The sequence below is a fragment of the Chryseolinea lacunae genome, from assembly GCF_016735595.1.
Lineage (GTDB): Bacteria > Bacteroidota > Bacteroidia > Cytophagales > Cyclobacteriaceae > Chryseolinea > Chryseolinea lacunae.
On sequence record NZ_JAERRB010000004.1, the window covers coordinates 546,760 to 569,189 of the forward strand.

Genomic DNA, 22,430 nt, shown 5'->3' on the forward strand with positions numbered 1-22,430 from the left:
GGGTTGCGTTGTGATGTTGGTCAGAGTCGTTGTGAAACGATCTTAACCATTTTGTTTTTCCATTCCGCGAAGGTTCCCTCCACGATCTGCTTGCGCGCCTCCTTCACCAGCCAAAGGTAGAAGGTAAGGTTATGAATGGAAGCAATTTGCGCGCCTAATATTTCTTTGTTGATGATGAGATGACGAAGATAGGCTTTGCTGTGGAAGGTGCTCACATAGCCACCCAGCGTTGCATCGATGGGCGACAGGTCGTCTTTCCACCGTTCGTTCCGGATGTTGATGATGCCTTGTGTGGTAAACAGCATGCCATTGCGTGCATTGCGAGTAGGCATCACACAGTCGAACATGTCGATGCCGAGAGCGATGCACTCCAAAATGTTTTCCGGGGTGCCCACGCCCATGAGGTAGCGTGGTTTGTGTTGGGGAAGAATGCCACACACGAGACTGGTCATGGCATACATGTCTTCGTGTGGCTCTCCCACCGATAGGCCACCGATGGCGTTGCCCGGCTGATCCTGTGACGCGATGAACTCGGCAGATTGCTTGCGCAGATCGTTGTACACGCTGCCCTGCACAATGGGAAATAACACCTGCTCATAGCCATACTTTGGCTCCGTGGAATGCACGCGGTCCACACAGCGCTTCAGCCAGCGGTGGGTCATGTCCATGGAGTTGCGCGCATAGGCGTAGTCGCAGGGATAGGGTGTGCATTCATCGAAGGCCATGATGATGTCGGCGCCAATGATGCGCTGAATGTCCATCACCCCTTCGGGTGTGAAAGTATGTTTCGAGCCGTCGATGTGTGATTTAAAGATGACACCCTCTTCGGTGATTTTCCGGTTGGCGCCCAGCGAGTAGACCTGGTAGCCGCCGCTGTCGGTGAGGATGGGTTTGCTCCAGCCGTTAAACTTGTGAAGCCCACCGACCCTTTCCAGCAAGTCGATGCCGGGGCGCAGGTAGAGGTGATAGGTGTTGCCCAGAATGATCTGGGCCTGGATGTCGTGTTCGAGCTCGCGCTGATGCACGGCTTTTACCGAGCCGGCGGTGCCCACCGGCATGAAAATGGGAGTTTGAATTTCGCCATGGCCGGTTTGCAAAACGCCCGCGCGGGCGGCCGACTTCGGATCGACGGAGTGGAGCGTGAATTTCATGAATGGGCGCAAAAATAGCGCTATGGATTCAGAAATCCTTGAGCCTTGGCTGGAGCAGGTGGCTTAGTGAATGCCGGAACCCAGATACGAATCCACGTTTTGTTGCGTGATCACTTCCAGGGGGAACAGTTCCATGGACGGTGCCGATTTTTTGAACATGAGGTGGTTCACCAGGTGGCTGATCCCCAGTAGCGCCTGCCGTTTGGGGTTTTGGTTGATGAGAAAGTCGATGATGCCCGACCGGAGGAACTTCAAATTCTCGTCCAGCAAGTCATAGCCAATGAGGCGGATATCTCTTTTTCCGTGTTTTTCGAGGTACGACGCGGCCACCGAAGTGCCTTTCGATGTGCTCACAAAGATGCCTTTCAGGGTTTTGTCGGCCAGCAATTGTTCCAGCTGGTTGTCGAAGGAAGGGTCGTTGGGGTTCAGGATGAAGTCAACGATCTCGAATTTGTGCTTGCGGTGCTCCTGGAAATATTCGCGGAAGCCTTTTTCTTTTTCCAACAAGTGAATGGAGTCGTGCACATCCTCATCGATGTGGAGCACGGCAAACGTTCCGGATTCGTGTTGACCCAGGTTGATGAGTTCGGCACCCACGCGGCCGCTTTGATTCAGATTCTGGCCAATAAAGCCCAGTGGCTGCGATTCGGGAATGTTGGTGTTGAACAATACATAGGGTATGGACTGATCGCGAAACAACTCGAACGCCGGCAACGACTCGTGATAGAAAATAGGGGCCATCACAATGCCATCGGGGGCGGTTTCCAAAACCTCTTGTGCCAGGCCGATGAAGGCGTTTTTATCAAAAATATCAAAGGTAAAGGTGTCGACGGTCACGCCATATTGGGCCCATTCGGCCTGGGCCTGGATGATGCCGAGGTTGGTTTGTGCCCAGTATGCATCTACGGTGGGGTCGGGAATGAGGGCCGCGATTTTATAATTCTTATTGGAGCCGAGGGTGCGCGCAATGAGGTTGGGCTTGTAGTCGATCTGATCCATGACGGACGTAACCTTCTTCAGGGCCTCATCAGAAACCCGACCACGGTTATGCAAAACGCGGTCTACCGTGCCGACAGAAACGCCGGCGAGCTTGGCTATATCCTTGATTCGGATGTTTTTTCCAATGTCCATAATTCAAAAGAATGAAATTTTAAAATCAATAGAAAACGTTCCCGGCAGCGAAGCGCAATGTGTTTTCGCACACAAATTAAATGTGTGCGTACACATTTTAAAAATTTTCTTGCGTTTATTTCTGATAACTTCTACTTTAACATGCGTTTTGGCCGCTAGAATATTCGGCCGGGGCCAAAACAGGCGGAATAATGTTCTGGCAGAAAGCCTATTTGACGGTGCCAAGGGCCATCAGGTCACAACAAGAAGCCTGGTTCCCGTGCAAAAGCCCTCGGCTTTCGAGATGCGAAGACAAATACACACCTCCAGGGGTGGCACAAAATACCTAGTTGTAGTAAGGATATAGGCTAGAGTGATAAGGGGTCGGTGGTTTCACTGGCCCTTTATTTTTTCGGGAAATCCTGGTAGTGTGTGCTTGTGCGTTCCGACCTTTTCACACACTGACAATCACAAATGCGGCGTCGCGAAGGAAGGAACACATAACGGTGTGGGTATATGCACCGATGAACTATGCCACCTCCCATGGCCGGGTAATATGTGCTTCGGATGGCCCCTGAATGGGCGACCGATAGGAGCCGAGCACTTAAAGGAAATCACGCACAACAACGCGTTCGTTGAGCGTGTGCTGTGTGGAATTATCCGGTAATTACTTTCAGGTCCGTAAAGGACATCTATATTTGTGATGCTAAAACCACGCCTCATTGCAAATTTTAGAGATCAGCTTATTTGTCATTATAGGAATACAAGTCATTTATTTCCTGGTGTTTATCGTTGCCTTTTCGAAAAAGCAGGAGGCGACTGCGCGTGTGGCGTTGCCGGTGTCGGTCATCATTTGTGCCCACGACGAAGAAGAAAACCTGAAAGCGCTTATCCCCCAGCTGCTGGAACAGGACCATCCCGAATTTGAAATCATCATCGTAGACGACCGCTCCAACGACTACACATTCGACTTGCTGCTGGCCGAAACGGCCAAAGATCACCGCCTCAAAATGGTGCACGTGAACCGGACGCCGCCCCACGTGGATGGAAAAAAATATGCACTCACGCTGGGCATCAAGGCGGCCCGCTATGAATGGATTTTGCTGACGGATGCCGATTGCCGTCCGTCGGGCAAGGACTGGATTTCGGCCATGAGCTCCCAATTTAGCGACGCTAAACAGTTTGTGCTGGGCTATGCGCCCTATCAACGGCAGGCCGGCGTGCTCAACGCCTTCATCCGGTTCGACACCCTGGTCACCGCCCTTCAATACATTTCGTTTGCCCTGCTGGGCCGGCCCTATATGGGCGTGGGGCGCAACCTTGCCTACCGCCGTTCCAACTTCCTGGAAGTGAAAGGCTTCAACAACCTTCTGAACGTGACGGGTGGCGACGACGATCTTTTTGTGAACCTCCACGCCAAGGGCAGCAACACCGGGGTGAGCCTCGGCGCCGCCGCCCTCACACACTCGTTTCCAAAGACTACATGGAAAGCTTTCTACCATCAGAAGGTCCGCCATTTGTCGGTGGGCAAATACTACCGCTTCGTGCCCAAAGCGTTGATCGGGCTGTTCATGATCACCTGGATGTTGTCGTGGTTTGGCGGTGTGGCGTTGTCTGTTTTTTCTGAATATCACTACATCATCCTGGGCCTGCTGGCATTTCGAACGATTTTGCTTACCATCACAACACAGATCGCGACAAAGACGTTAGGAGAAAGGTTTGAGGGCTGGGCCGTGCCCCTTTTAGATTTTATTTATGCCTTTTATTATCTTGTCACCGGCCTGGCGGCGTCTGTAACAAAAAAAGTACGATGGAAGAATTAGAAAATAGGTTTTCATCCAAGGCACTCGAAGATTTCAAGCTCATAGACATGGCAGTAGGGGGGGACGACAAAGCCTACGCCAAACTCCTGCAACGTTACAAGCGCCCGGTCTATCACATGATTCTGAAAATGGTGCGAAACGTCGACGACGCCGAGGATCTCACCATCGAGTCGTTTGCCAAGTCGTTCCGCAGCCTGCACCGCTTCAAAAAGGACTTTACGTTCAGCACCTGGCTGTTTCGCATCGCCACCAACAACACCATTGACTTCATTCGCAAGAAAAAGCTGAACACCCTCAGCATCGAAAATACCTTTACAGACGACGACGGCCAATCGGTGTCGATCGACGTGGAAGACGAAAACCTCGATCCGCAGGAGGAGGCCATCAAGGCCCAAAAGGCGGAGCTCATCCAGATTTTTGTGGACAAACTGCCGGCCAAATACCAGAAGCTGGTGCGCCTGCGCTACTTCCACGAACTGTCTTACGAAGAAATTGCCGTAGAGCTCGACGCCCCCCTGGGCACCGTGAAAGCTCAGCTGCACCGTGCCCGCGAACTGATGTTCGACATGGTGAAGAACAAACGGGATCATATCTAAACGACTTTCTTGCCGTGCCCTCTGCAGACCTTATATTCAACTATTTCCCGGACCTCACGGACCTTCAGAAATCGCAGTTCAACAAACTCTTTCCCCTCTATCAGGAGTGGAATGAGAAGATCAATGTCATTTCCCGCAAGGATATAGACAACCTCTATATTAATCATGTGCTCCATTCGCTGGCCATCGCCAAGGCAAACACGTTCAAGCCCGGAGCATCGGTGCTCGACGTGGGCACGGGTGGGGGCTTTCCCGGCATTCCATTGGCCATCCTGTTTCCAGAAACCCAGTTTCACTTGGTAGATTCCATCGGAAAAAAAATCACCGTGGTGAACAATGTAGCGGACGGACTGGGATTGAAGAACGTGAAGGCCGAACAGATCCGTGCCGAACAAATCAAAGGCGAATACGACTTTATTGTGAGTCGCGCGGTGACCCGCCTCAAGGAATTTTATGGCTGGATACACAAGAAAGTGAAAAAGAAATCCATCCACGATCTCTACAACGGCATCCTCTACCTGAAGGGCGGCGACCTGGCCGAAGAGCTTGCCGAACTTCATCATCCCTACCAGCTTTTTGATTTGCCCGACTACTTCAAGGAAGAATTTTTTGAGACAAAGAAGATTGTTTACGTGCCGTTGTGAGGCCAGGAGGGGATGCCCTTAGGTATCGTAATAGCTTTCTGATATTTCCACTCACCACCTCAATCCCGCCACCCAAACGGCATCCCTTCCCCCGGTCCGAGACCGAAACCGTTTGCTATTCTCACATATTTTTCTAACTATTGTATTCCTGAAACCCGAATGAGGAAGACTTTAACCATAGTGCTCACGCTGCTGTTGCTTTTGAATGTGATGGGCTATTATGGTGTGTTTATGGGGCTCAGCTACAAAAACTCGCAGGACCTCATGGCGCGGTTCGATTCCGAAGACTACGGTGTGCAGGAAACCGTGACGTTGAAAGTTCCCCTCGCGGTGCCCTACGCCATGGACAACAACCACTATGAGCGCGTGGACGGCGAACTGGAACACGACGGCGAAGTGTACCGCCTGGTGAAGCAACGCCTCTCGCAAGACACACTGTATATTGTGTGCTACAAAGACAATCAGAGCAAACGCATCAATCAAGCCCTGGCCGACTATGTGAAAACGTTCACCGACAAGCCCGTCGATGCAAAGTCGCACAGCAAAATCTTTCAGAATTTCATTAAAGACTATATCAGCAGCGCGGTAGACGTAGAGTCTGCCACGGGCGGATGGGAAAACCTTCTGTCCTTCTTTTCGCACGAATCGTTCTATAGCGATTCCAATCCTTCCCTCATCAAACATCCTCCAAGAGCCTGATCGGTCAGACAGCTTTTTGTGAGCCGGCCGATGGGCCGGACATTCTCCTTAACATCATTCTCAATTTCATGAACCGTGCGACACCGGATAAGCCCTGGCTTTGACGGAGGTAGCGAACCGCAATGCGCGGGTGTTTTGTGCGACGCGCAAAAAAAACTCAAGGCTCAAGAGGATTGGGCTTGGGTAAACAACAAGTGAAACCTTATAAACCAAACTATAGACTATGAAGAAAATTTTTACGATTCTGTTGTTGTCATGCCTGGGGTGCTTCCACCTGCAGGCGCAGACAATAAACGATGGGTTGATGATGTCAAAGCAGACATTATGTACGGGTTTGCTTTATACCCAGGATCAGTGGAAGAACTATTGGGAAGGAACACTGAAGCGCGACAACCTCAACATCGGAAAGGTGACGACGCAAAGTCTTGCCTGGATGGCCACCTATGGCATCAGCAACAAACTCAACGCCATCGCCATGCTTCCCTATGTGAAAACCAAAGCCAGCATGGGCACACTCCACAGCATGGAAGGTGTGCAAGACCTGACGCTGGCGTTGAAGTATAACTTCTTCACCAACAAAACGGAGAAAACAACCCTGCGCTTTTTTGCCGTGGGTGCTTTCTCAACACCACTCACTGACTACACGCCCGATTTTCTGCCGCTTTCCATCGGCTTGCACAGCACCACGCTGCAAGGCCGGTTCACAACCTACTTTGCGATGAGCTCGGGTCTGTTTGTGACAGGCTCTGCCGGCTACACCTATCGTGGCAACGTGAAACTTGATCGCCCTTCCTACTACACCGACGGCCAGATCAACAACACCGACGAAGTGTGGATGCCCAACGTGTTCGATTTCTTTGTTGCTGCCGGCTACCGCAAGCACGGACTTCAAGCGGAGTTGAACTATGCACAACAAAACACATTGTCGGGTTCCGACATCCGCCGCCAGGACATGCCGTTTGTTTCGAACCGCATGAACTATGGCAAAGCCGGAGCGCTGGTGATGTACTACCTGCCACAGCCCCGCGGACTTGCCGTGAGAGGCGCCGTGACCTACACCGTGAGTGGCCGCAACGTGGGACAATCTACCACGCTGATGGGCGGTCTGCTCTACACTTTCATATTTTCTAAAACTGACGTCGATAACGCTGCGCAATGAAAAAAACATTCTACTCCGCCATAACTACAGCACTCGCTTGTCTGCTCTTTGTGACAAGCTGTGACAAAAGCATTTCAGTAACCGAGCAACTCACGCCCTTGAAACCTGCCAGTGTCGACGAAGACGCCGGCAACTGGACCATGGTGCACATGACCAGCAACACACAGGTTGCTGTGCCAGCACCGGCCGAAGTGACGTCGGATGCCTACAAGGCCGAGCTGGCTTCCTTGAAAGACATTCAGAGCAAGCTCAACGCCAACCAAAAGAAGTCGATCGAATATTGGGCCGGCGGCGGTGTGCTGCGCTGGAACCAGATTTTCCGCGAGCTCGTGGCGCGCTACAATTTGCCTCCGGCACCTACTGCCGAAGGAACGTATCCCGCTCCCGATGCTGAAAATCCGTTCAACGATCCTCAGTTCCCCTTTTCAAATCCTCCCTACGCTGCACGTTCCTATGCGTATGTGAGCACGGCAGTGTATGATGCGTTGAAAGCAGCATGGTATTATAAGTATTTGTACAAACGTCCTGCACCCTACGTAACCGACCCCGGTGTAACGGCATTGGTTCCCCAATCAGATCTGCCTTCCTATCCTTCAGAAGATGCCGTGATGTCGGGTGCCGCAGCCGAAATGTTGAAAGTGTTGTTTCCGGCTGCACTCGAAGAAATTACCCTGAAGGCCGGCGAGCAACGCAACGCGGCGTTGTGGTCGGGCAAAGCCACCTCGAGCGATATCGCTGCGGGTTTGGCGCTTGGCAAATCGGTGGCCGACCTGTTCAAAGCCCGCGCGGCGAACGACGGCATGCGCAACGCCATTGGTAACAAACAACTTTGGGAAGACCTGAAGAAAAACGCAACAAGCCGTGGCGACGTGGCCTGGGCAAGTTTGGAAACACCGCCACGCCCTCCCATGCTGCCGTTCTTCTACAAAGTGACGCCCTTCAAAATGACCTACGACGACATCGTGGCCATGCGCCCCGGACCTCCGCCGTTGACCGGCTCCGGTGAAATGAACGACGAAGTGAAAGAAGTGAAATGGTATGTAGACAACCTCACCCGCGAACGCCTTGCCATCGTACACAAATGGGCCGACGGTGTGGGGACCTACACGCCTCCCGGACACTGGAACGACATTGCTGCCGAACACATTCGCGATGCCAACTTCAGCGAAGTGCGTGCTGCCCGTGCGTTTGCACTGTTAAACATGGGCCAGCACAATGCAGCCCTGGCCTGCTGGGATACCAAATATTTCTATTTCAATCCCCGTCCCACGCAACTTGATGCCGCTATCAAAACCGGCACGGGTGTGCCCAACTTCCCTTCCTATGTTTCGGGTCACTCCACGTTTTCGGCTGCTGCCGCCAGCGTGTTGAGCTACCTGTTCCCTGAACACGCCACTGAATTTGAAGCCGATGCTTCCGAGGCCGCCATGTCGCGCCTCTATGCGGGCATTCACTACAGAAAAGACTGCGACGATGGTCTGGTGCTGGGAGAATCCGTAGGAACATTCCTCGTGAATGGCTTTGCCAAGAACGACGGAGCAGATGATTAAAGAAATTGATTTTGATATCCCTCAAGACTGCTGCGCAAACACGCTTTGCGCAGCGGCACTGACCGGAACCTGCGCATTGTTCGGGGGAGAGTCGGTGAGGGATGCAGGATCTGATAAAAAATATAAGGTCATCCGCCGTCCGGGTGGATGATAAAGATGGGTTAGAGTTATCCGGGCGAGATTATGGTTGTGCGTAATCTCCCCGGATTAATTCTATCATTTTTTTTCGGCGATTGCCTTCTCAATCATTCCCTTCATCACATCAAAAGTTTGCTGACGCAAGGTGGGTAGATCTTCGTGCGTGAGTCCTACGGTTGGAATTTCGGGCGCCACATAAATGCGGATGCGTCCGGGTTTCATGCGAATGGTGCCGGGAGGCATGAGCGGTCCCGCGCCCACAACCACCATAGGGAGAATGGGTTGCTGTGTGTCTATGGCAATGCGGAAAGCTCCTTCTTTAAAAGGCTGCAGTAATTCTTTTGTCCGGTTTTGTGTGCCTTCCGCAAAAAGCAAAATCGAAAGACCATCCAGCAGAATACGTTTCAGTTTGTCCATGCTTTTTTTGCGACTCTCGCCACTGGAGCGATCTACAATTACCGTGGCACCGCGGGCAATCCATCCAAACACCGGAATCTTCAACAGCTCTTTCTTTGCCAGCGGACGAAACTCGCCGGGAATGATCATGCGAATGCCCGGAAGATCCAGAAACGAGGTGTGATTGCTCACATAGATATAGGCCTGTCCCTTGCGGAAGTTTTCCTGTCCATAAAAATCATAGCGGATAAAGGTGAGCATGCTAAACACCCACGACCAGATCCACAGAAAGGAATAGCCGATCCAGCTGAATTTTTTTCCAAGCAAAAAGGGTATGACAAGGCCGGGCAGGAAGAAGAGCATGGAGCTGCTAAACACCAGAAATACCCAGAAGGCATAAAGCCCGAGCGCGATAGAGCGGATGATTTTCAAGACGTTGACGTGTATGAACTTTCCGCGAAAGATCTGAAAGTTTAGGAAGGATGCAAAACTTAAAAAAAGCGGCCGACGTGGCTCCGGGAGGAGCAGAACGCCGGCCGCTGAAGGTTTATATACTTAAGAGAAGTACTTGGTCACGCCCGGTGTGGGGATCGGGTAGAAGCCGTTGGCGTCGGGCAGCGTGGGAGGTGCTGCATCCCACGCAAAGCGGGTTGGCATGATGCTGATGCCCGAGTTGATGGCTTTGTCCCACTCAACCACTTGACCCGAATAGGTGGCCATGCGACCCAGAATCGATGTCATGGTCGACTTGGCACCGCGTTCGGCATCTTCAAATTTAAATTCCCCTTTCGCGATGGCCGCAAAAAGTTCGTCGTGTTCGGTTTGATAAGGGTTGGGATCTTTGTCCTGTTTGCCATAGGCATACAACACTTTTCCCTTGTGTGTGATCTCGGCGGCGTTGCATTTCACCACGCCCTTGGTGCCCACCAGCATTTCGTCTACGATGGCGTAGGTTCCTTTTTGGTGACGGCACTGGCTGTTCAGGATGCTGCCGTCGGCGTAATGAAATTCAACAAAGTGATGGTCGAAAATTTCGCCATACTCTTTGCCGGTGCGGGTCTGGCGTCCGCCCATGCCTTGCGCTCTCACGGGATAGGCTCCTTTGAACCAGTTCATCACGTCAATGTTGTGGATGTGCTGTTCGTTGATGTGGTCGCCGCAGAGCCAGTTGAAGTAATACCAGTTGCGCATTTGATATTCCATTTCGGTTTGGCCCGCCTCGCGATTTTTCACCCACACGCCATCGTTGTTCCACCACACCTGGCCTGAGGTGATGTCGCCAATCATGCCGTCTTTCACGCGCTTGTAGAGCTCGCGATAGGTGTTTTGATAGTGACGCTGCAAGCCCACCACCACGTTCAGTTTTTTCTGCTTGGCAAGCTGTGCCGTTTCCAGCACCGACTTGATGCCGGCAGGATCGGTGGCCACGGGTTTTTCCATGAACACGTGCTTGCCCTGGCGAATGGCTTCGGCAAAGTGAATGGGGCGGAAGCCCGGAGGTGTGGTAAGGATCACCACGTCGGCCAATGCAATGGCTTTGCTGTAGGCATCGAAGCCCACAAACTTATGATCTTCGGGCACGTTCACTCGGGCGCTCACGTTGCCGTCTTCGCTGTTCTCGTCGGTCAGTGCTTTGTAGCTGTCGTTGAGACGATCGCGGAAGGCGTCGGCCATCGCCACGAGCTTCACGTTTTGTTTTGTGAGCAGGGCTTGCACGGCTGCGCCGGTGCCGCGACCACCACATCCCACCAGGGCTATCTTGATGGTGTCGTCAACCGAATTGAAATAGCCGGCGTTCGAAACGAGCGGGGCGGCCAGCAGACTTCCTGCCAGCAGGGTGGACTGTTTCACAAAATCCCTGCGCGTGGTCTTTGTGGTTTCGTCATTGGATTTCATAAGCATGTTGGTTTTTAAAAGTATAGTGTATCCCAGGCGTTGGGATTAAATTCACAATCCGGAAATCATTTCAAATACACCTGATAGAACTTCTCGATCTCATCTTTCGAAGGAGCCACTGCAGGGCGCACCACGCGGAAGCCAATGGTCATGCCGTCGGTGAGCCACCAGCGGCTTTTCGGAATCTGCGGGTCGCGCTTGTTCCAGTCGGCCAGCGACGAAATGCGGTTGGCACAACGCGACTCTTTTGCCGGCGTCAGATAGGAGCCGCCGCGCGTCACACGCGGATAGCGCGAGCCGGCAGCTTTCAGCGGGTCCTTCGCATTGTCTTCAAGTGTTTTATAGGCCTTGCTGTCATATTGATCAAGCGTCCATTCGGTGAGGTTGCCCAGCATGTCGTACAGGCCCCAGGCGTTGGGCTTCAGTTGAGCGACCTTGTGAAATTTGTTGTTGCTGTTGTCTTTGATGTAGTCGTATTCGCGCAGCGGGCCGGCATCGTCGCCAAACGGATAGGCTGTGGTGGTGCCGGCGCGGCATGCATATTCCCACTCGGCTTCGGTGGGCAGGCGATAAAAAACACCCGTCTGGTTATAGAGCCATTTGCAATACATGATGGCCGCGGCCTGGCTCATGCTGTTGGTGGGCTGGCGATCGTCGCGGCCCATGCCCCAGGTGAGGTCGATGTATTGTGCTGTGGGGCGCGACACGGCGTCCACGGCAATGGCTTTGGTTTGGGGCACGTCCATGTTTTTGAAGAAGGCATCCCACTCGGCAAACGTCACCTCGTGTTCACCCATCCAGAACGCCGACACGGTCACGTTCTTCTGGGGCCCCTCGTCGTCGTCGCGACCCTGCTCGGTGGCGGGGCTGCCCATCAGAAACGAGCCCGCGGGAATGGGCACCATCTTAAACTTCACACTCGTTCCGGGCACATTCTGCTCAAAGGGCTGAGCCTGCTGTGCGGAAACTGAAAAACAGAAAACAATACAGAAACAAAAGGACAAGAAAGCTTTCACTCCGGAATAAAAATTAGTTGAAAGGTCAAGGTAGGAAAAACGGCAATCGCCTGCAACGATCACTGTCCTGTTGCACAACCGCTCAACACAATGAAGTTGCGACGCGGCCCCCGGAAAAAACCAACCGGACAACCCGGTTTAGGCCGGGCACTGTGCGCCGGGCAACCCTCGGCACACAGCAGCCCAGTGCGAGGGGAGCAGCCCGTCAATGAAGGCATCATTTACACATCAAACTACCAGGCATTGGCCGAACAAAGACGTCGAGCAAAAATTGAAACAGAAAGCGAAACGATAGTTCGCCTATTTGCGGGGATGCATCCACAACGGTGAGTCTATTGCCCGTCATCAAAAAGTCAGTCGCACAGGCACAAAAAAAGATCGGACACAAACGGCCCGATCTCCCAATCATTACGATTTTATTTTCTGAATCTATTTCTTCTTAATCAACGCCATATAAAATCCGTCAAACCCATCCGAAGGCCAGCTGTGCTTCTGATCCACCATCTCATACTTGTCGCCGTGCTTGGTCAGAAAAGCATCCACTTGTTTTTCATTCTCCGAAGGCAGAATGCTGCATGTGGAATATACCATCAACCCACCGGGTTTCAGCATGGTGCCATAGTCTTCCAGAATGTGAAGCTGCAACGTCTTCACCTCATCAATAAACTGTGGCGACAATTTCCACTTGGCGTCGGGGTTTCGTTTCAACACACCCAGGCCCGAGCAGGGCACATCCAGCAACAACCGGTCGGCCGAGTTGTCCAGACGTTTAATAGTCTTCGACGATTCAATGAAACGCGTCTCCAGGTTGCTCACCCCTGCACGACGCGCACGCTTCTGCAACTCTTCAAGCTTCCATGCTTCCACATCCATGGCTACAATGCGGCCTTTGTTTTTCATGAGGGCCGCCAGGTGCAGCGTTTTGCCACCGGCGCCGGCACAGGCATCGACCACGCGCATGCCTGGCTCCACGCGCAAAAAAGGCGCGATAAATTGGGAGGCCGCATCCTGCACTTCAAAAAATCCTTCCTTAAACGCCGGGTGACGAAACACGTTCTGACGCTCCAGCAACACCAGCGCGTCGGGAAAATCTTCCAATAAATCAGTCTCTATTTCACCTTCGGCCAGCTGGCGTTGCAGCTCTTCGGCCGTTATTTTCAGGGTGTTGGCGCGCAGCACCACGTGGGCTTCTTCGTTCAGCGACGCCAGTTCGCTATCCCAGCGGCGGCCCAGTTCGGCCTCGCCCAACGTGTCGAGCCAATCGGGAATCGACTCACGGAAGCGGCGTATGGCGCGCATTTTCATGTCGCGCTCGCGAATGCGTTTTTCGCTGAGGCCTTTAAACTCTTCCCACTCGGGCAGTTGAATATTGTGCAGCACGCACCAGCCACCCAATAACTTCCAATAGTCGCGCGATTCGGCTTCGGTAATATTTTCCAGGAACCTATACCAGCGCACAATGTCGTAGGTAGTCTCGGCAATAAAGCGCCGGTCGCGGGCACCCCATTTCGGATTTTGTTTCAACACTTTTTCAATGACCTTGTCGGCATACTTGGCGTCGTCAAAGATCAGTTCCAGGGCCTGCACCACGGCGCGGGCGAGATTTACATAAAGCTTCATTGCGGGGCAAAGATACTACATCCAACCCAGTTTAACCGCGTGGCCATGCGGTTGCCTTACATGCCCGCAGTTCCCTCTACTTTCCAATAAAATCGGATGCAGAAAAAAATAGAGGCGGCCCCCTCGTGACCTCGGGCCGGGCTATCCATTACAAGTCCGCCTGCACACAAGCCCACCGCACTGCGGGCTTTCCATTTCTATCCCTGGCCGAAGCGCACCACACATCAAACATTTGCCGCTCCACCAAATAATCCCCGAAGCGATAATTCAGGAATGTTTTTATCTTGTCTAACTCTAATCCTATAAAAAACTACGACCACACCATGAAACGCAGAAATTTTCTCCGCAATGGACTCACCGCCACAGCCTCTACGTTGGCCATCGGCAATGTGTTTGCCGGCGCCGATCGCGCAGACCTGAAGAAAGAAGAAACAAAAAACACCGCCGCCGAAAAAACATTCCGCCTCAACTATGCGCCGCACGACGGCATGTTTGCCAACCACGCAGGCAAAGATTTTCTGGACCAGATCCGCTTCATGCACGACCAGGGTTTTCGCGGCATCGAAGACAACGGCCTGCTCGGTCGCCCCAAAGATCAACAGGATAAAATCGGCGCTTTGCTGGCCAAGCTGGGCATGACCATGGGCGTGTTTGTGATTGACGGCGGCGAGAACTGGAAGATCGGACTCACCAACGGCAAGCAGGAGCACAAAGACGTTTTCCTCAAAGCGTGTAGAGACAGCGTGGAGGCCGCCAAACGCGTCAACGCCAAGTGGGCCACCGTGGTGCCCGGGTTCTTCGAACGCAACATCCCCATCGGCGTGCAAACGGGCAACGTCATCGATGCCTATCGCGCCGGTGCCGAAATACTCGAACCCTCGGGCCTCATCATGGTCATGGAACCGCTTAGCGACACACCCGAATTGTTCCTGCGCGGCTCCGACCAAAGCTATAGCATCTGCCGCGCGGTCAACAGCCCGTCGTGCAAAATCCTGTTCGACATTTATCACATGCAGCGCAACGAAGGCAACCTCATTCCCAACATCGAAAAATGCTGGAACGAAATTGCGTATTTCCAGATCGGCGACAACCCCGGCAGAAAAGAACCAACTTCGGGCGAGATCAACTACAAAAACATTTTCAAATACCTGTTCGACCGCGGCTACAAAGGCGTGATGGGCATGGAGCACGGCAACGCCAAACCCGGCAAGGAAGGCGAGCTGGCCCTCATCAAAGCCTACCGCGAAAGCGACAGTTTCTAGGTCTCAACCTGAATCAAACACTACTTGCGCCCCGACTCGTCGGGGCGCTTTCATTTTCAACGCGGGCTAAAGTTTATCGGCCAATCCGAAACCCTTCACCGTGGTTTTAGTTAAATTGAATGTTTAATGAAAACTAAAACCCTCATGAAGCGTCTCTTCGCCAGCGTAGTCTTTCTGTTTGCCCTCTCGGTTCTTTCACACGCCCAGATTCTTCAGGACCTGAAGAACAAAGCCAAAAGCCTGAACACAAAAGAAAACCGCGAAAAGGTGGTGAAGGCCGTCATGAGCGACATGGAAGCCGCCCGCGCCAAATTCGACTCCACCGATTTTGACTATGCCATCTTGCTGAGCGATAACTCCGGCCTCTTCGATGTGAAAGAAAAAGGCGAGAACGCCGCGCGCGTCACGTCCATGCTCAGCTACAGCACATCCTATATGAAAAACAGCGAGCTGAGCGATGCAGACAAAGCACGCTTCAACCTCGAAATGGGCGAAGTGTTCTATGCCAGCACCAAGCTCACCATGGCCGAAAAACGATTTGCCTCCGCCAAAACACTCTACGAACAAGGCAGCCTCACCGAAGACCTGGGCTACCTCAAAACAATCTCCAACCAGGGCCTGCTCTATGCCACCATGGGCCGCTTCACCCAGGCCGAAGCCTTCACCAAAGACGCCCTCGAAAAACGCAAAGCCAAATTCGGCGACAGCAACGCCAGCGTGGCGGCATCGCTCAACAACTATGCGGTGTTGAAATACAACCTGGCGCGCTACAACGAATCGGAAAAAGATTTCGAATCGGCCGTGGGCATCATCAAAACAAAAGGCCTAACCACCGGCATGTCCTACGCCATCGTGCTAAACAACCAGGCCATGCTTTTTCAGGCTGTGGGTCGCTATGCCGAAGCCGAAACAGCCCTGAAGGAAGCCATCGGCATTGCCGAAAAACTGCAGAGCAACAAATCAAAAAACCACCTCAAGTTTCTTTCCAACCTCGCCCTGCTCTACCGGCAGATGGGCAAATATGCCGAAGCCGAAGCCATCTATGGCGGCATGGAAAAACGTCTGGGCAAAAACAATCCCGACTATGCCAGCATGCTCAACAACCAGGCGGCGCTCTACATGGTGATGGGCAAGGAAGACAAAGTGGAAGACCTCCTGAAAAAATCGGTGGCCATCTATAAATCAAACTTTGGCGAAGAGAACCCGGCCTACGCCAAGTCAACCAGCGACCTCGGAAATTTCTATCGCTACAAAACACGCTACACCGACGCCGAACCCCTGTTGGAAAAAGCACTGGCCGTGCGCGAAACCACACTGGGCAAAACACACCCGCTCTATGTGCAGTCGCAGGAAGACCTCGCCATCCTCGCCTGGAAAAAGAAAGCATGGGACCGCGCCTTCATGACCTACCGCGACGTGATGGACAAGTCGCTCGACTTTGTGAACAACTATTTCCCGCCCATGAGCGAAGCGGAAAAAACAAAATACTGGGATGTGCTCTCGCCACGCTTTCAACTCTTCTATAATTTTGCCGTGGAGGCCAGCACCGAAAACCCCGCCGTGGTGCAGGACCTATACGACTACCAGATTGCCACCAAAGCCTTGTTGCTCAGCTCCACCAACAAAGTGAAACAATCCATTCTGGCCAGCAAAGATGCCGCGCTCATCAAAGACTACCTCACGTGGCTCGATCAGAAAGAAACGCTGGCGCGACTCTATGCCTATAGCAAAGACGAACTGAACCTTCAGAAAATAAACCTCGACTCGCTGCAACGCGCGGCCAACGGCATGGAGAAAAAATTGTCGGAGCGCTCCACCGAATTTTCGGCTGGCTATTCGGCACAGAAGATGAGCTACAAACAAATCAAGAGCTTGCTCACCGACACCGAAGCTGTGGTGGAAATTATCCGAGTGCAAAAATACGATCAGGCGTTCACGGCCGATGCCAAATACCTGGCGCTGGTGCTCACCAAAACATCGGAGATGCCAAAGCTGGTAGTGCTCGACAACGGCCAGCAACTCGACACGCGCTATGCCAAATTCTATCGCAACGCCATCCATCAACACGTGGCCGACGAATATTCCTACGACCAGTACTGGGCGCGCATAGAGGCGGAGTTGGCCGGCAAGAAGATGATCTACATCTCGCCCGACGGCAGCTACAACGAGCTCAACCTAAACACCATGAAAAAGCCCGACGGCGACTACGTTATCAATCGCTATGACCTCGTCATCCTCGGCAACTCCAAAGACCTCATCGCCATCAAAGCCCGCAAGCAAAAAGCCATCAAGAAGAACGGCACACTGCTGGGCTTCCCCGACTATGGCGGCTCGTCTATCGCGGCCCTGCCCGGAACAAAAGTGGAGATCGACGGCATCTCGAAAATTCTGAAAGCCAACGCATGGCAATTAAAATCATTCACCCAGAAAACGGCCACCGAAGCCAACCTCAAAGCCACCAAAGGCACCGCGTTGATGCACATTGCCACCCACGGCTTTTTCTTGCAGGATGTTGAAAGCACCGGCTCTGCCTTTGGCGTGAACCTCGAAAACGCCGGCAACAATCCGTTGTTGCGCTCGGGCCTCATGCTGGCCGGCGCCGCCACCACGGTGAGCGGCACACGCATGCCCAATCTTGAAAGCAATGACAACGGCATCCTCACCGCCTACGAAGCCATGAACCTGAACCTCGAAGGCACCGACCTCATCGTGTTGAGCGCGTGCGAGACCGGACTCGGCGATGTGAAGAGCGGCGAAGGTGTCTATGGTTTGCAACGCGCCTTCCTCGTGGCCGGCGCCGATGCCCTCATCATGAGCCTCTGGAAAGTAGACGACGCCGCCACCCAACAACTCATGACTAATTTCTACACCAACTGGATCAAGCTCGGCAACAAACAGAAGGCATTCAAACAGGCACAGCTTCAGTTGATGACGAAGTATAAGGAGCCGTATTATTGGGGGGCGTTTGTGATGATGGGGTTGTGAGGAGGATGTTCTTTTTTTCAAATCCACATTTTGACGGCGTGCGAAGATTTCTTTATTTGGTTTTTTAGGGATTGACGATCAATGAGTCATTCCCGCAAGGCAATAACCAAAGCAACCGATCTCTTGGAAAACAATTCAAACCCGTCAGACGCCGGTTCGGCAAAATTTTCGGAAGGCGATATCTTCTACACCCACGCCGACACTGAATATCACATCTTCAAAGTGTTGAAGGCAGATGATGCCTATAGCACCTACCACATCATGGCCTTTGAGCCGGTTGCGACGCTGCCCGACAATGACGAGGTGCACCATCTCGACGTTGCCGTCTATCACATGCCCATCGATCAGAACGGGTTTGAATCGCCAACGCTTCTTGCCAAAAGAGAAGTGACGTTTAACGACCTGACGGGCTACCACGAATACCTCCGGCAAACCGCCAACATCACAGAACTCGCTGCGGAAGCCAACCGCTATTTCATGGAAGGCTATCGCCTCACCGACGCGAAGAAACTCGACGACGCCATCACCGCTTATTCGAATGCCATCGAGTTGATCCCTCAGTTTTATGAAGCGATAGACAACCGTGCGTTTTGCAAAATGGACCTCGGCCAGTGGCAAGAGGCCATCGAAGATTTTAACCTGTCGTTGCAACAGAATCCTGAAAGTGTGTTGGCCGAGTTTTCTATCGGAGAATGTTTGATGCGGTTGGGTGACTATACAAACGCCATCACGCAATTTGAGAAGGCACTGGCAATTGACCCGTCGCATGATGTGTCGAAAAGGTTTTTGGAGAAGGCGAGGAGTTTGTTGAAGGAGTAGTCAAGAACGATTGGTGACCTCTTTTTCTGCCTTAAAAAAGCAAATGATTAATATTGATTTAGAAAAAATAGTTACCCCATTAATGCCAGAGAGGACCATAATTCTTGACTGGTACGATGGCGTTGTCTCTGCTTTTGTTCAGTTTAATAGCATTGAACAATGGTGCATGATAAATCTTAAGGCATGGGATTTAGGTCGTAAATCGAAGGTGTATACCTTGAGTTTTTTAAGTGAACAAGATAATTGTGAAGTTTTGAAAAATTCTTGAAAAACACAAGCCGTCTTGGCCAAATTGGATTACTGAAGTACCATTCGAATTTGATAAATTTGAAAACATCATCACGCAAACCACTGAACACTATGTTTTCTTTGCTGACGATATTAATAATGGAGTACAGCCATTGAAGAAAATTCTAGCGGATGAAAAATATCGAAAAGCTGATGTTGACCGCATCTTTAATATGAGTAAGGAGGAGAATGATTTCTGGTATGGTCTGATCTGAATCTGGCGTTCTTTTTTTTGCCGCGGTCTCCTTATGGTATTAATCAAAAAAGAGAATACTTCACCGGCAACACGACATTGGATTTGACGGGCGCGCCGTTCTCCATTGCCGGAGCCCAATTGGGCATCTTCTTCAACGTTGACATGGCCCCTTGATCAACGATGTTAGATATTCCTTTGATTACTTTGAAATCGGTTAATGACCCGTCTTCATTCACAACAAACTGTATGAACACATTGCCTTCAAAGCAACCAGCATTTCTTGGATACTTGAGGTGGCTATTAAGAAATGATTTCAGGGCGTTGATCCCACCCGGGAAGCTTGCGTGAGTGGGAGAGTAACCAATGATGGACGCTGATTCGTGCTGTTCGCGTTGTGCCGGTTTGGGAGTTGGTTCGAGGGCACTTGGCGCGCACGACAAAAGTGTGAGCGTTGTGCACATCACAAAGGAAATACCCGGACTTGTTTTCATTGTCGGCGGTTTACTTCTTGTAATACACAGCGACGTGAAAAGTCACATTGAACAATAAGCTTCCTTTCCTTTGCGTCGGGGTACAATAGTGTCAGAATTGTGAGGCATCTCTCAGGATTTCAGACGGAGGATTGTTAATGAGAGAAACATCGTAGTCGGCGAAAATTTCTGAGAAAGCTCCTTTAGAAAGTCCAGCGAGTTCGGCAGCCTGGCCCAGGGAGAGCCGACCTGTTTCATACAATTTTGCCGCTAGGAATTTTTTGGTTCCTAGTTCATCGAATTCAAAGTCGCCAGGCACGAGTAGCGCTAAGCACTTCATACTTATCGTTATTTCTTCCCAATCCTCTCCTTATTCACCATCAACACCCCCCGCACCTTATCCAACCCGCGAATCAACCCCTCACCATATCGCTCTGCCGTAAACTTTGGCGCCATCTCCCAAATGATAGAAAGACAAAGATCTTCATCCAAAACGCGTTCCAGCCCAGTACCCACTTCAATGCGGGCCGCGTGCCCTTTGGTGGACACCAACAGGAGCACGCCGTCGTTCATGTCTTTGCGGCCCAGGCCCAGCTCGCGGACTTTCTTTAGCGAATAGTGGTCGACCATTTCTCCATGGGTATCCACAACGGTCATCACGGCAATTTGTGGCCCCAGGTTTTCGTCGATGTTTCGGATCATGGTGATGAGGCTGTCCTTTTGAACATCGGAGAGCACGTGGGCTTCGTCGAAGATACGGTTGGCGATGGTTATGTCGCTCGATTTTCCACAGGAAAAAAGGAACAAGATCGAGCCGCTAAAGAGCGCAAGAGTGCGAAGTGTTTTCATGGTGGTTAGTAGAAATAAAAACTTTAAGAATGTCTGATACATAAAATTGTGGCGAAAATTTTTAATGCGCAATGGGTACGCAATGTGAAGGAACAAACTTTTATCCGGACCATTGCGTCTACGCATAGCAGCACCTAAATTACAATCTCTTAACAACCTTCCTTATGCAACGCAAGACCCTCGGCAACTCAACTGTATCGGTAACGCCCATCGCTTTTGGCGCCTGGGCCATTGGTGGATGGATGTGGGGTGGGGCCGAGGATGCCGCCGCACTCCGCGCCCTCAGAGCCTCTTTCGACGCCGGCATCACCACCATCGACACGGCGCCGGTCTATGGCTTTGGCAAAAGCGAAGAACTCGTGGGCAAGGCCATGGAAGGAACACCGCGCCACAAATATGAGATCCTCACCAAATACGGTCTCAACTGGAAAACTCCCGAAGGCGAATTCTATTTCGACACCATCGACAACAACGGCAAGCCCCTCAAAGTCTATAAGTATTCCGCAAAACAAAGTGTGATCCGCGAATGCGAAGACAGCCTGAAACGTCTCAAGACCGACTACATCGACCTGCTTCAAATCCACTGGGCCGATGCCACCACGCCCATCGCCGAAACCATGGAAGCCGTGGCATTGTTGATCGAACAAGGAAAAGTGCGCGCCGCCGGAGTTTGCAACTATTCGGCCGAACAAGTGAGTGAGGCCCTGAAGACCGTGAACATCGTATCGAATCAGGTGCCCTACAGCCTGGTGAACCGCGGCATCGAGAAAGACATTGTGCCGCAGGCTGTGCAGAAAGGAATGAGCATCGTTCCCTACAGCCCGCTGCAACGCGGCTTGCTCACGGGCAAAATAAAGCCTGGCCATGTGTTCGGCCCCGGCGACACACGCGAAGGAAGTAAATTCTACAAGCCCGAAAACATTGCGCGCATCAACACCATGCTCGACTCGCTCCGGCCCATCGCCGAAAAACATAACGCAACCCTCGCGCAACTCATCATCAACTGGACCACGCGCCAACCCGCCATGGACTGCGTGCTGGTGGGCGCCCGCGACGACAAGCAAGTGAACGACAATGTTAAAGCGCTAAGCTTCACAATAACCGACAACGAGTTGAAGGCCATTCGCGCAGCAGCCGAAGCGTTGACGCTGGTGGATTGATTGCGACCTGGGTTCAACAAAAAAAGGAGACGCCCGTAAAGAGCGTCTCCTTTTTAAGGTCTTGAGTTTGAAGTCCGGACGGTGTTTTTACGCCAGCTTATTCATCCCCACAAACTCCTTAATGTGCTTAATGGTCTCCGGCACATCCTTGCTCACCAACACATTGTAGCTTCCCATATTTTTAAAGAAACGAATGGTGATTTCGTCCTGGTTGAGCAGGATCACTTTCTTCTTCGACTTCAACGCCAACGCTACTTCCGAAGCGGTGCCGGCGGCCATGCCCAACACCACAGTCACGTGGCTCGACAGCACACTGATGTAGTTGCGGCCGCTGCCCATGCTGGTCACGATTTTTATTTGTGCATGATCGGAAGAACCTTTCTCGGTGTCGCCGGGCAGCACGCCAATGGTAAGGCCTCCGCCTTCCACCGCGCCTTTCAGGGCCGCGTCCATGATGCCGAAGCTGCGGCCGCCGGTGAGGGTGATCCATCCTTCTTTGGCAATGGCTTTGCCGAGATCGAAGGCCATGATGTTTTCGTCGGGCGTGGCATTTTCGCCAGGGCCCATAACGCCGATAATTATTTTAGACGACATAGGGACGGG

General features: G+C 52.1%; 22 protein-coding genes. 12 read left to right on the top strand and 10 right to left on the bottom strand.

Annotation, left to right across the window (positions count from 1 at the left end):
• Nucleotides 1-20: 20 nt before the first annotated feature.
• Together tgt and JI741_RS15090 are read right to left on the bottom strand one after the other, a co-directional pair.
• Nucleotides 21-1,151 (bottom strand): tRNA guanosine(34) transglycosylase Tgt, encoded by a 1,131-nt coding sequence (gene tgt, locus JI741_RS15085; RefSeq protein WP_202010897.1) that lies wholly within the window; start codon nucleotides 1,149-1,151, stop codon nucleotides 21-23.
• 63 nt (nucleotides 1,152-1,214) lie between these two features.
• Nucleotides 1,215-2,282 (bottom strand): LacI family DNA-binding transcriptional regulator, encoded by a 1,068-nt coding sequence (locus tag JI741_RS15090; RefSeq protein ID WP_202010898.1) that lies wholly within the window; start codon nucleotides 2,280-2,282, stop codon nucleotides 1,215-1,217.
• A gap of 701 nt (nucleotides 2,283-2,983) precedes the next feature.
• Here JI741_RS15090 and JI741_RS15095 point away from each other — a divergent pair.
• From JI741_RS15095 to JI741_RS32535, 7 genes are all read left to right on the top strand, one after another.
• On the top strand, nucleotides 2,984-4,084 hold the full coding sequence (locus JI741_RS15095; protein ID WP_236676073.1) for a glycosyltransferase: 1,101 nt from the start codon (nucleotides 2,984-2,986) through the stop codon (nucleotides 4,082-4,084).
• Nucleotides 4,072-4,680 (top strand): RNA polymerase sigma factor, encoded by a 609-nt coding sequence (locus JI741_RS15100; RefSeq protein WP_202010900.1) that lies wholly within the window; start codon nucleotides 4,072-4,074, stop codon nucleotides 4,678-4,680. Before JI741_RS15095 ends, JI741_RS15100 begins: the two co-directional genes overlap by 13 nt.
• Before the next feature lie 14 nt (nucleotides 4,681-4,694).
• On the top strand, nucleotides 4,695-5,324 hold the full coding sequence (gene rsmG, locus JI741_RS15105; RefSeq protein WP_202010902.1) for a 16S rRNA (guanine(527)-N(7))-methyltransferase RsmG: 630 nt from the start codon (nucleotides 4,695-4,697) through the stop codon (nucleotides 5,322-5,324).
• Nucleotides 5,325-5,483: 159 nt separating this feature from the next.
• Nucleotides 5,484-6,023: a hypothetical protein gene (locus tag JI741_RS15110; RefSeq protein ID WP_202010904.1), complete on the top strand. Its 540-nt coding sequence runs from the start codon at nucleotides 5,484-5,486 to the stop codon at nucleotides 6,021-6,023.
• 223 nt (nucleotides 6,024-6,246) lie between these two features.
• Nucleotides 6,247-7,182, top strand: a complete 936-nt coding sequence (locus tag JI741_RS15115; protein WP_202010906.1) for a transporter — start codon at nucleotides 6,247-6,249, stop codon at nucleotides 7,180-7,182.
• The gene (locus JI741_RS15120; RefSeq protein WP_202010908.1) at nucleotides 7,179-8,732 is read left to right on the top strand and encodes a vanadium-dependent haloperoxidase; all 1,554 of its coding nucleotides are present in this window, start codon (nucleotides 7,179-7,181) and stop codon (nucleotides 8,730-8,732) included. The genes JI741_RS15115 and JI741_RS15120 overlap by 4 nt, the downstream gene beginning before the upstream one ends.
• The gene (locus JI741_RS32535; protein WP_236676074.1) at nucleotides 8,725-8,883 is read left to right on the top strand and encodes a hypothetical protein; all 159 of its coding nucleotides are present in this window, start codon (nucleotides 8,725-8,727) and stop codon (nucleotides 8,881-8,883) included. Before JI741_RS15120 ends, JI741_RS32535 begins: the two co-directional genes overlap by 8 nt.
• Before the next feature lie 65 nt (nucleotides 8,884-8,948).
• On the opposite strand, the gene JI741_RS15125 is transcribed toward JI741_RS32535, so the two are convergent.
• The 4 genes from JI741_RS15125 to JI741_RS15140 all read right to left on the bottom strand — a co-directional run bounded on the left by JI741_RS15125 (nucleotide 8,949) and on the right by JI741_RS15140 (nucleotide 13,798).
• On the bottom strand, nucleotides 8,949-9,698 hold the full coding sequence (locus JI741_RS15125) for a lysophospholipid acyltransferase family protein (RefSeq protein WP_202010910.1): 750 nt from the start codon (nucleotides 9,696-9,698) through the stop codon (nucleotides 8,949-8,951).
• 123 nt (nucleotides 9,699-9,821) lie between these two features.
• Entirely contained in the window at nucleotides 9,822-11,162 is a 1,341-nt protein-coding gene (locus tag JI741_RS15130; protein WP_202010912.1) for a Gfo/Idh/MocA family protein, read from the bottom strand.
• Nucleotides 11,163-11,227: 65 nt separating this feature from the next.
• Nucleotides 11,228-12,079 carry a formylglycine-generating enzyme family protein gene (locus JI741_RS15135; RefSeq protein ID WP_202010920.1) on the bottom strand — a complete coding sequence of 284 codons (852 nt, stop codon included), beginning with the start codon at nucleotides 12,077-12,079 and terminating at the stop codon, nucleotides 11,228-11,230.
• A 528-nt stretch (nucleotides 12,080-12,607) separates the two neighbouring features.
• The gene (locus JI741_RS15140; protein ID WP_202010922.1) at nucleotides 12,608-13,798 is read right to left on the bottom strand and encodes an RsmB/NOP family class I SAM-dependent RNA methyltransferase; all 1,191 of its coding nucleotides are present in this window, start codon (nucleotides 13,796-13,798) and stop codon (nucleotides 12,608-12,610) included.
• A gap of 323 nt (nucleotides 13,799-14,121) precedes the next feature.
• Between JI741_RS15140 and JI741_RS15145 the strand changes: the two genes are divergently transcribed.
• The 4 genes from JI741_RS15145 (at nucleotide 14,122) to JI741_RS32540 (ending at nucleotide 19,132) form a co-directional block, all read left to right on the top strand.
• The gene (locus JI741_RS15145) at nucleotides 14,122-15,060 is read left to right on the top strand and encodes a hydroxypyruvate isomerase family protein (RefSeq protein WP_202010924.1); all 939 of its coding nucleotides are present in this window, start codon (nucleotides 14,122-14,124) and stop codon (nucleotides 15,058-15,060) included.
• 144 nt (nucleotides 15,061-15,204) lie between these two features.
• Nucleotides 15,205-18,045 (top strand): CHAT domain-containing tetratricopeptide repeat protein, encoded by a 2,841-nt coding sequence (locus tag JI741_RS15150; RefSeq protein WP_202010926.1) that lies wholly within the window; start codon nucleotides 15,205-15,207, stop codon nucleotides 18,043-18,045.
• 123 nt (nucleotides 18,046-18,168) lie between these two features.
• On the top strand, nucleotides 18,169-18,864 hold the full coding sequence (locus tag JI741_RS15155) for a tetratricopeptide repeat protein (RefSeq protein WP_202010927.1): 696 nt from the start codon (nucleotides 18,169-18,171) through the stop codon (nucleotides 18,862-18,864).
• 43 nt (nucleotides 18,865-18,907) lie between these two features.
• Nucleotides 18,908-19,132 (top strand): hypothetical protein, encoded by a 225-nt coding sequence (locus JI741_RS32540; RefSeq protein WP_236676075.1) that lies wholly within the window; start codon nucleotides 18,908-18,910, stop codon nucleotides 19,130-19,132.
• A gap of 278 nt (nucleotides 19,133-19,410) precedes the next feature.
• Here JI741_RS32540 and JI741_RS15160 read toward each other — a convergent pair whose 3' ends face one another.
• The 3 genes from JI741_RS15160 to JI741_RS15170 all read right to left on the bottom strand — a co-directional run bounded on the left by JI741_RS15160 (nucleotide 19,411) and on the right by JI741_RS15170 (nucleotide 20,667).
• Complete coding sequence (locus tag JI741_RS15160; protein ID WP_202010929.1) at nucleotides 19,411-19,839, bottom strand: energy transducer TonB; 429 nt, start codon at nucleotides 19,837-19,839, stop codon at nucleotides 19,411-19,413.
• A gap of 91 nt (nucleotides 19,840-19,930) precedes the next feature.
• Nucleotides 19,931-20,158: a UPF0175 family protein gene (locus JI741_RS15165; RefSeq protein ID WP_202010931.1), complete on the bottom strand. Its 228-nt coding sequence runs from the start codon at nucleotides 20,156-20,158 to the stop codon at nucleotides 19,931-19,933.
• Nucleotides 20,159-20,166: 8 nt separating this feature from the next.
• Nucleotides 20,167-20,667, bottom strand: a complete 501-nt coding sequence (locus tag JI741_RS15170; protein WP_202010933.1) for a TPM domain-containing protein — start codon at nucleotides 20,665-20,667, stop codon at nucleotides 20,167-20,169.
• 164 nt (nucleotides 20,668-20,831) lie between these two features.
• Here JI741_RS15170 and JI741_RS15175 point away from each other — a divergent pair, with 164 nt between their 5' ends.
• Nucleotides 20,832-21,827 (top strand): aldo/keto reductase, encoded by a 996-nt coding sequence (locus tag JI741_RS15175; protein WP_202010935.1) that lies wholly within the window; start codon nucleotides 20,832-20,834, stop codon nucleotides 21,825-21,827.
• Nucleotides 21,828-21,914: 87 nt separating this feature from the next.
• Here JI741_RS15175 and JI741_RS15180 read toward each other — a convergent pair whose 3' ends face one another.
• Nucleotides 21,915-22,421 (bottom strand): SLOG cluster 4 domain-containing protein, encoded by a 507-nt coding sequence (locus JI741_RS15180; RefSeq protein WP_202010937.1) that lies wholly within the window; start codon nucleotides 22,419-22,421, stop codon nucleotides 21,915-21,917.
• Between the last annotated feature and the right edge of the window lie 9 nt (nucleotides 22,422-22,430).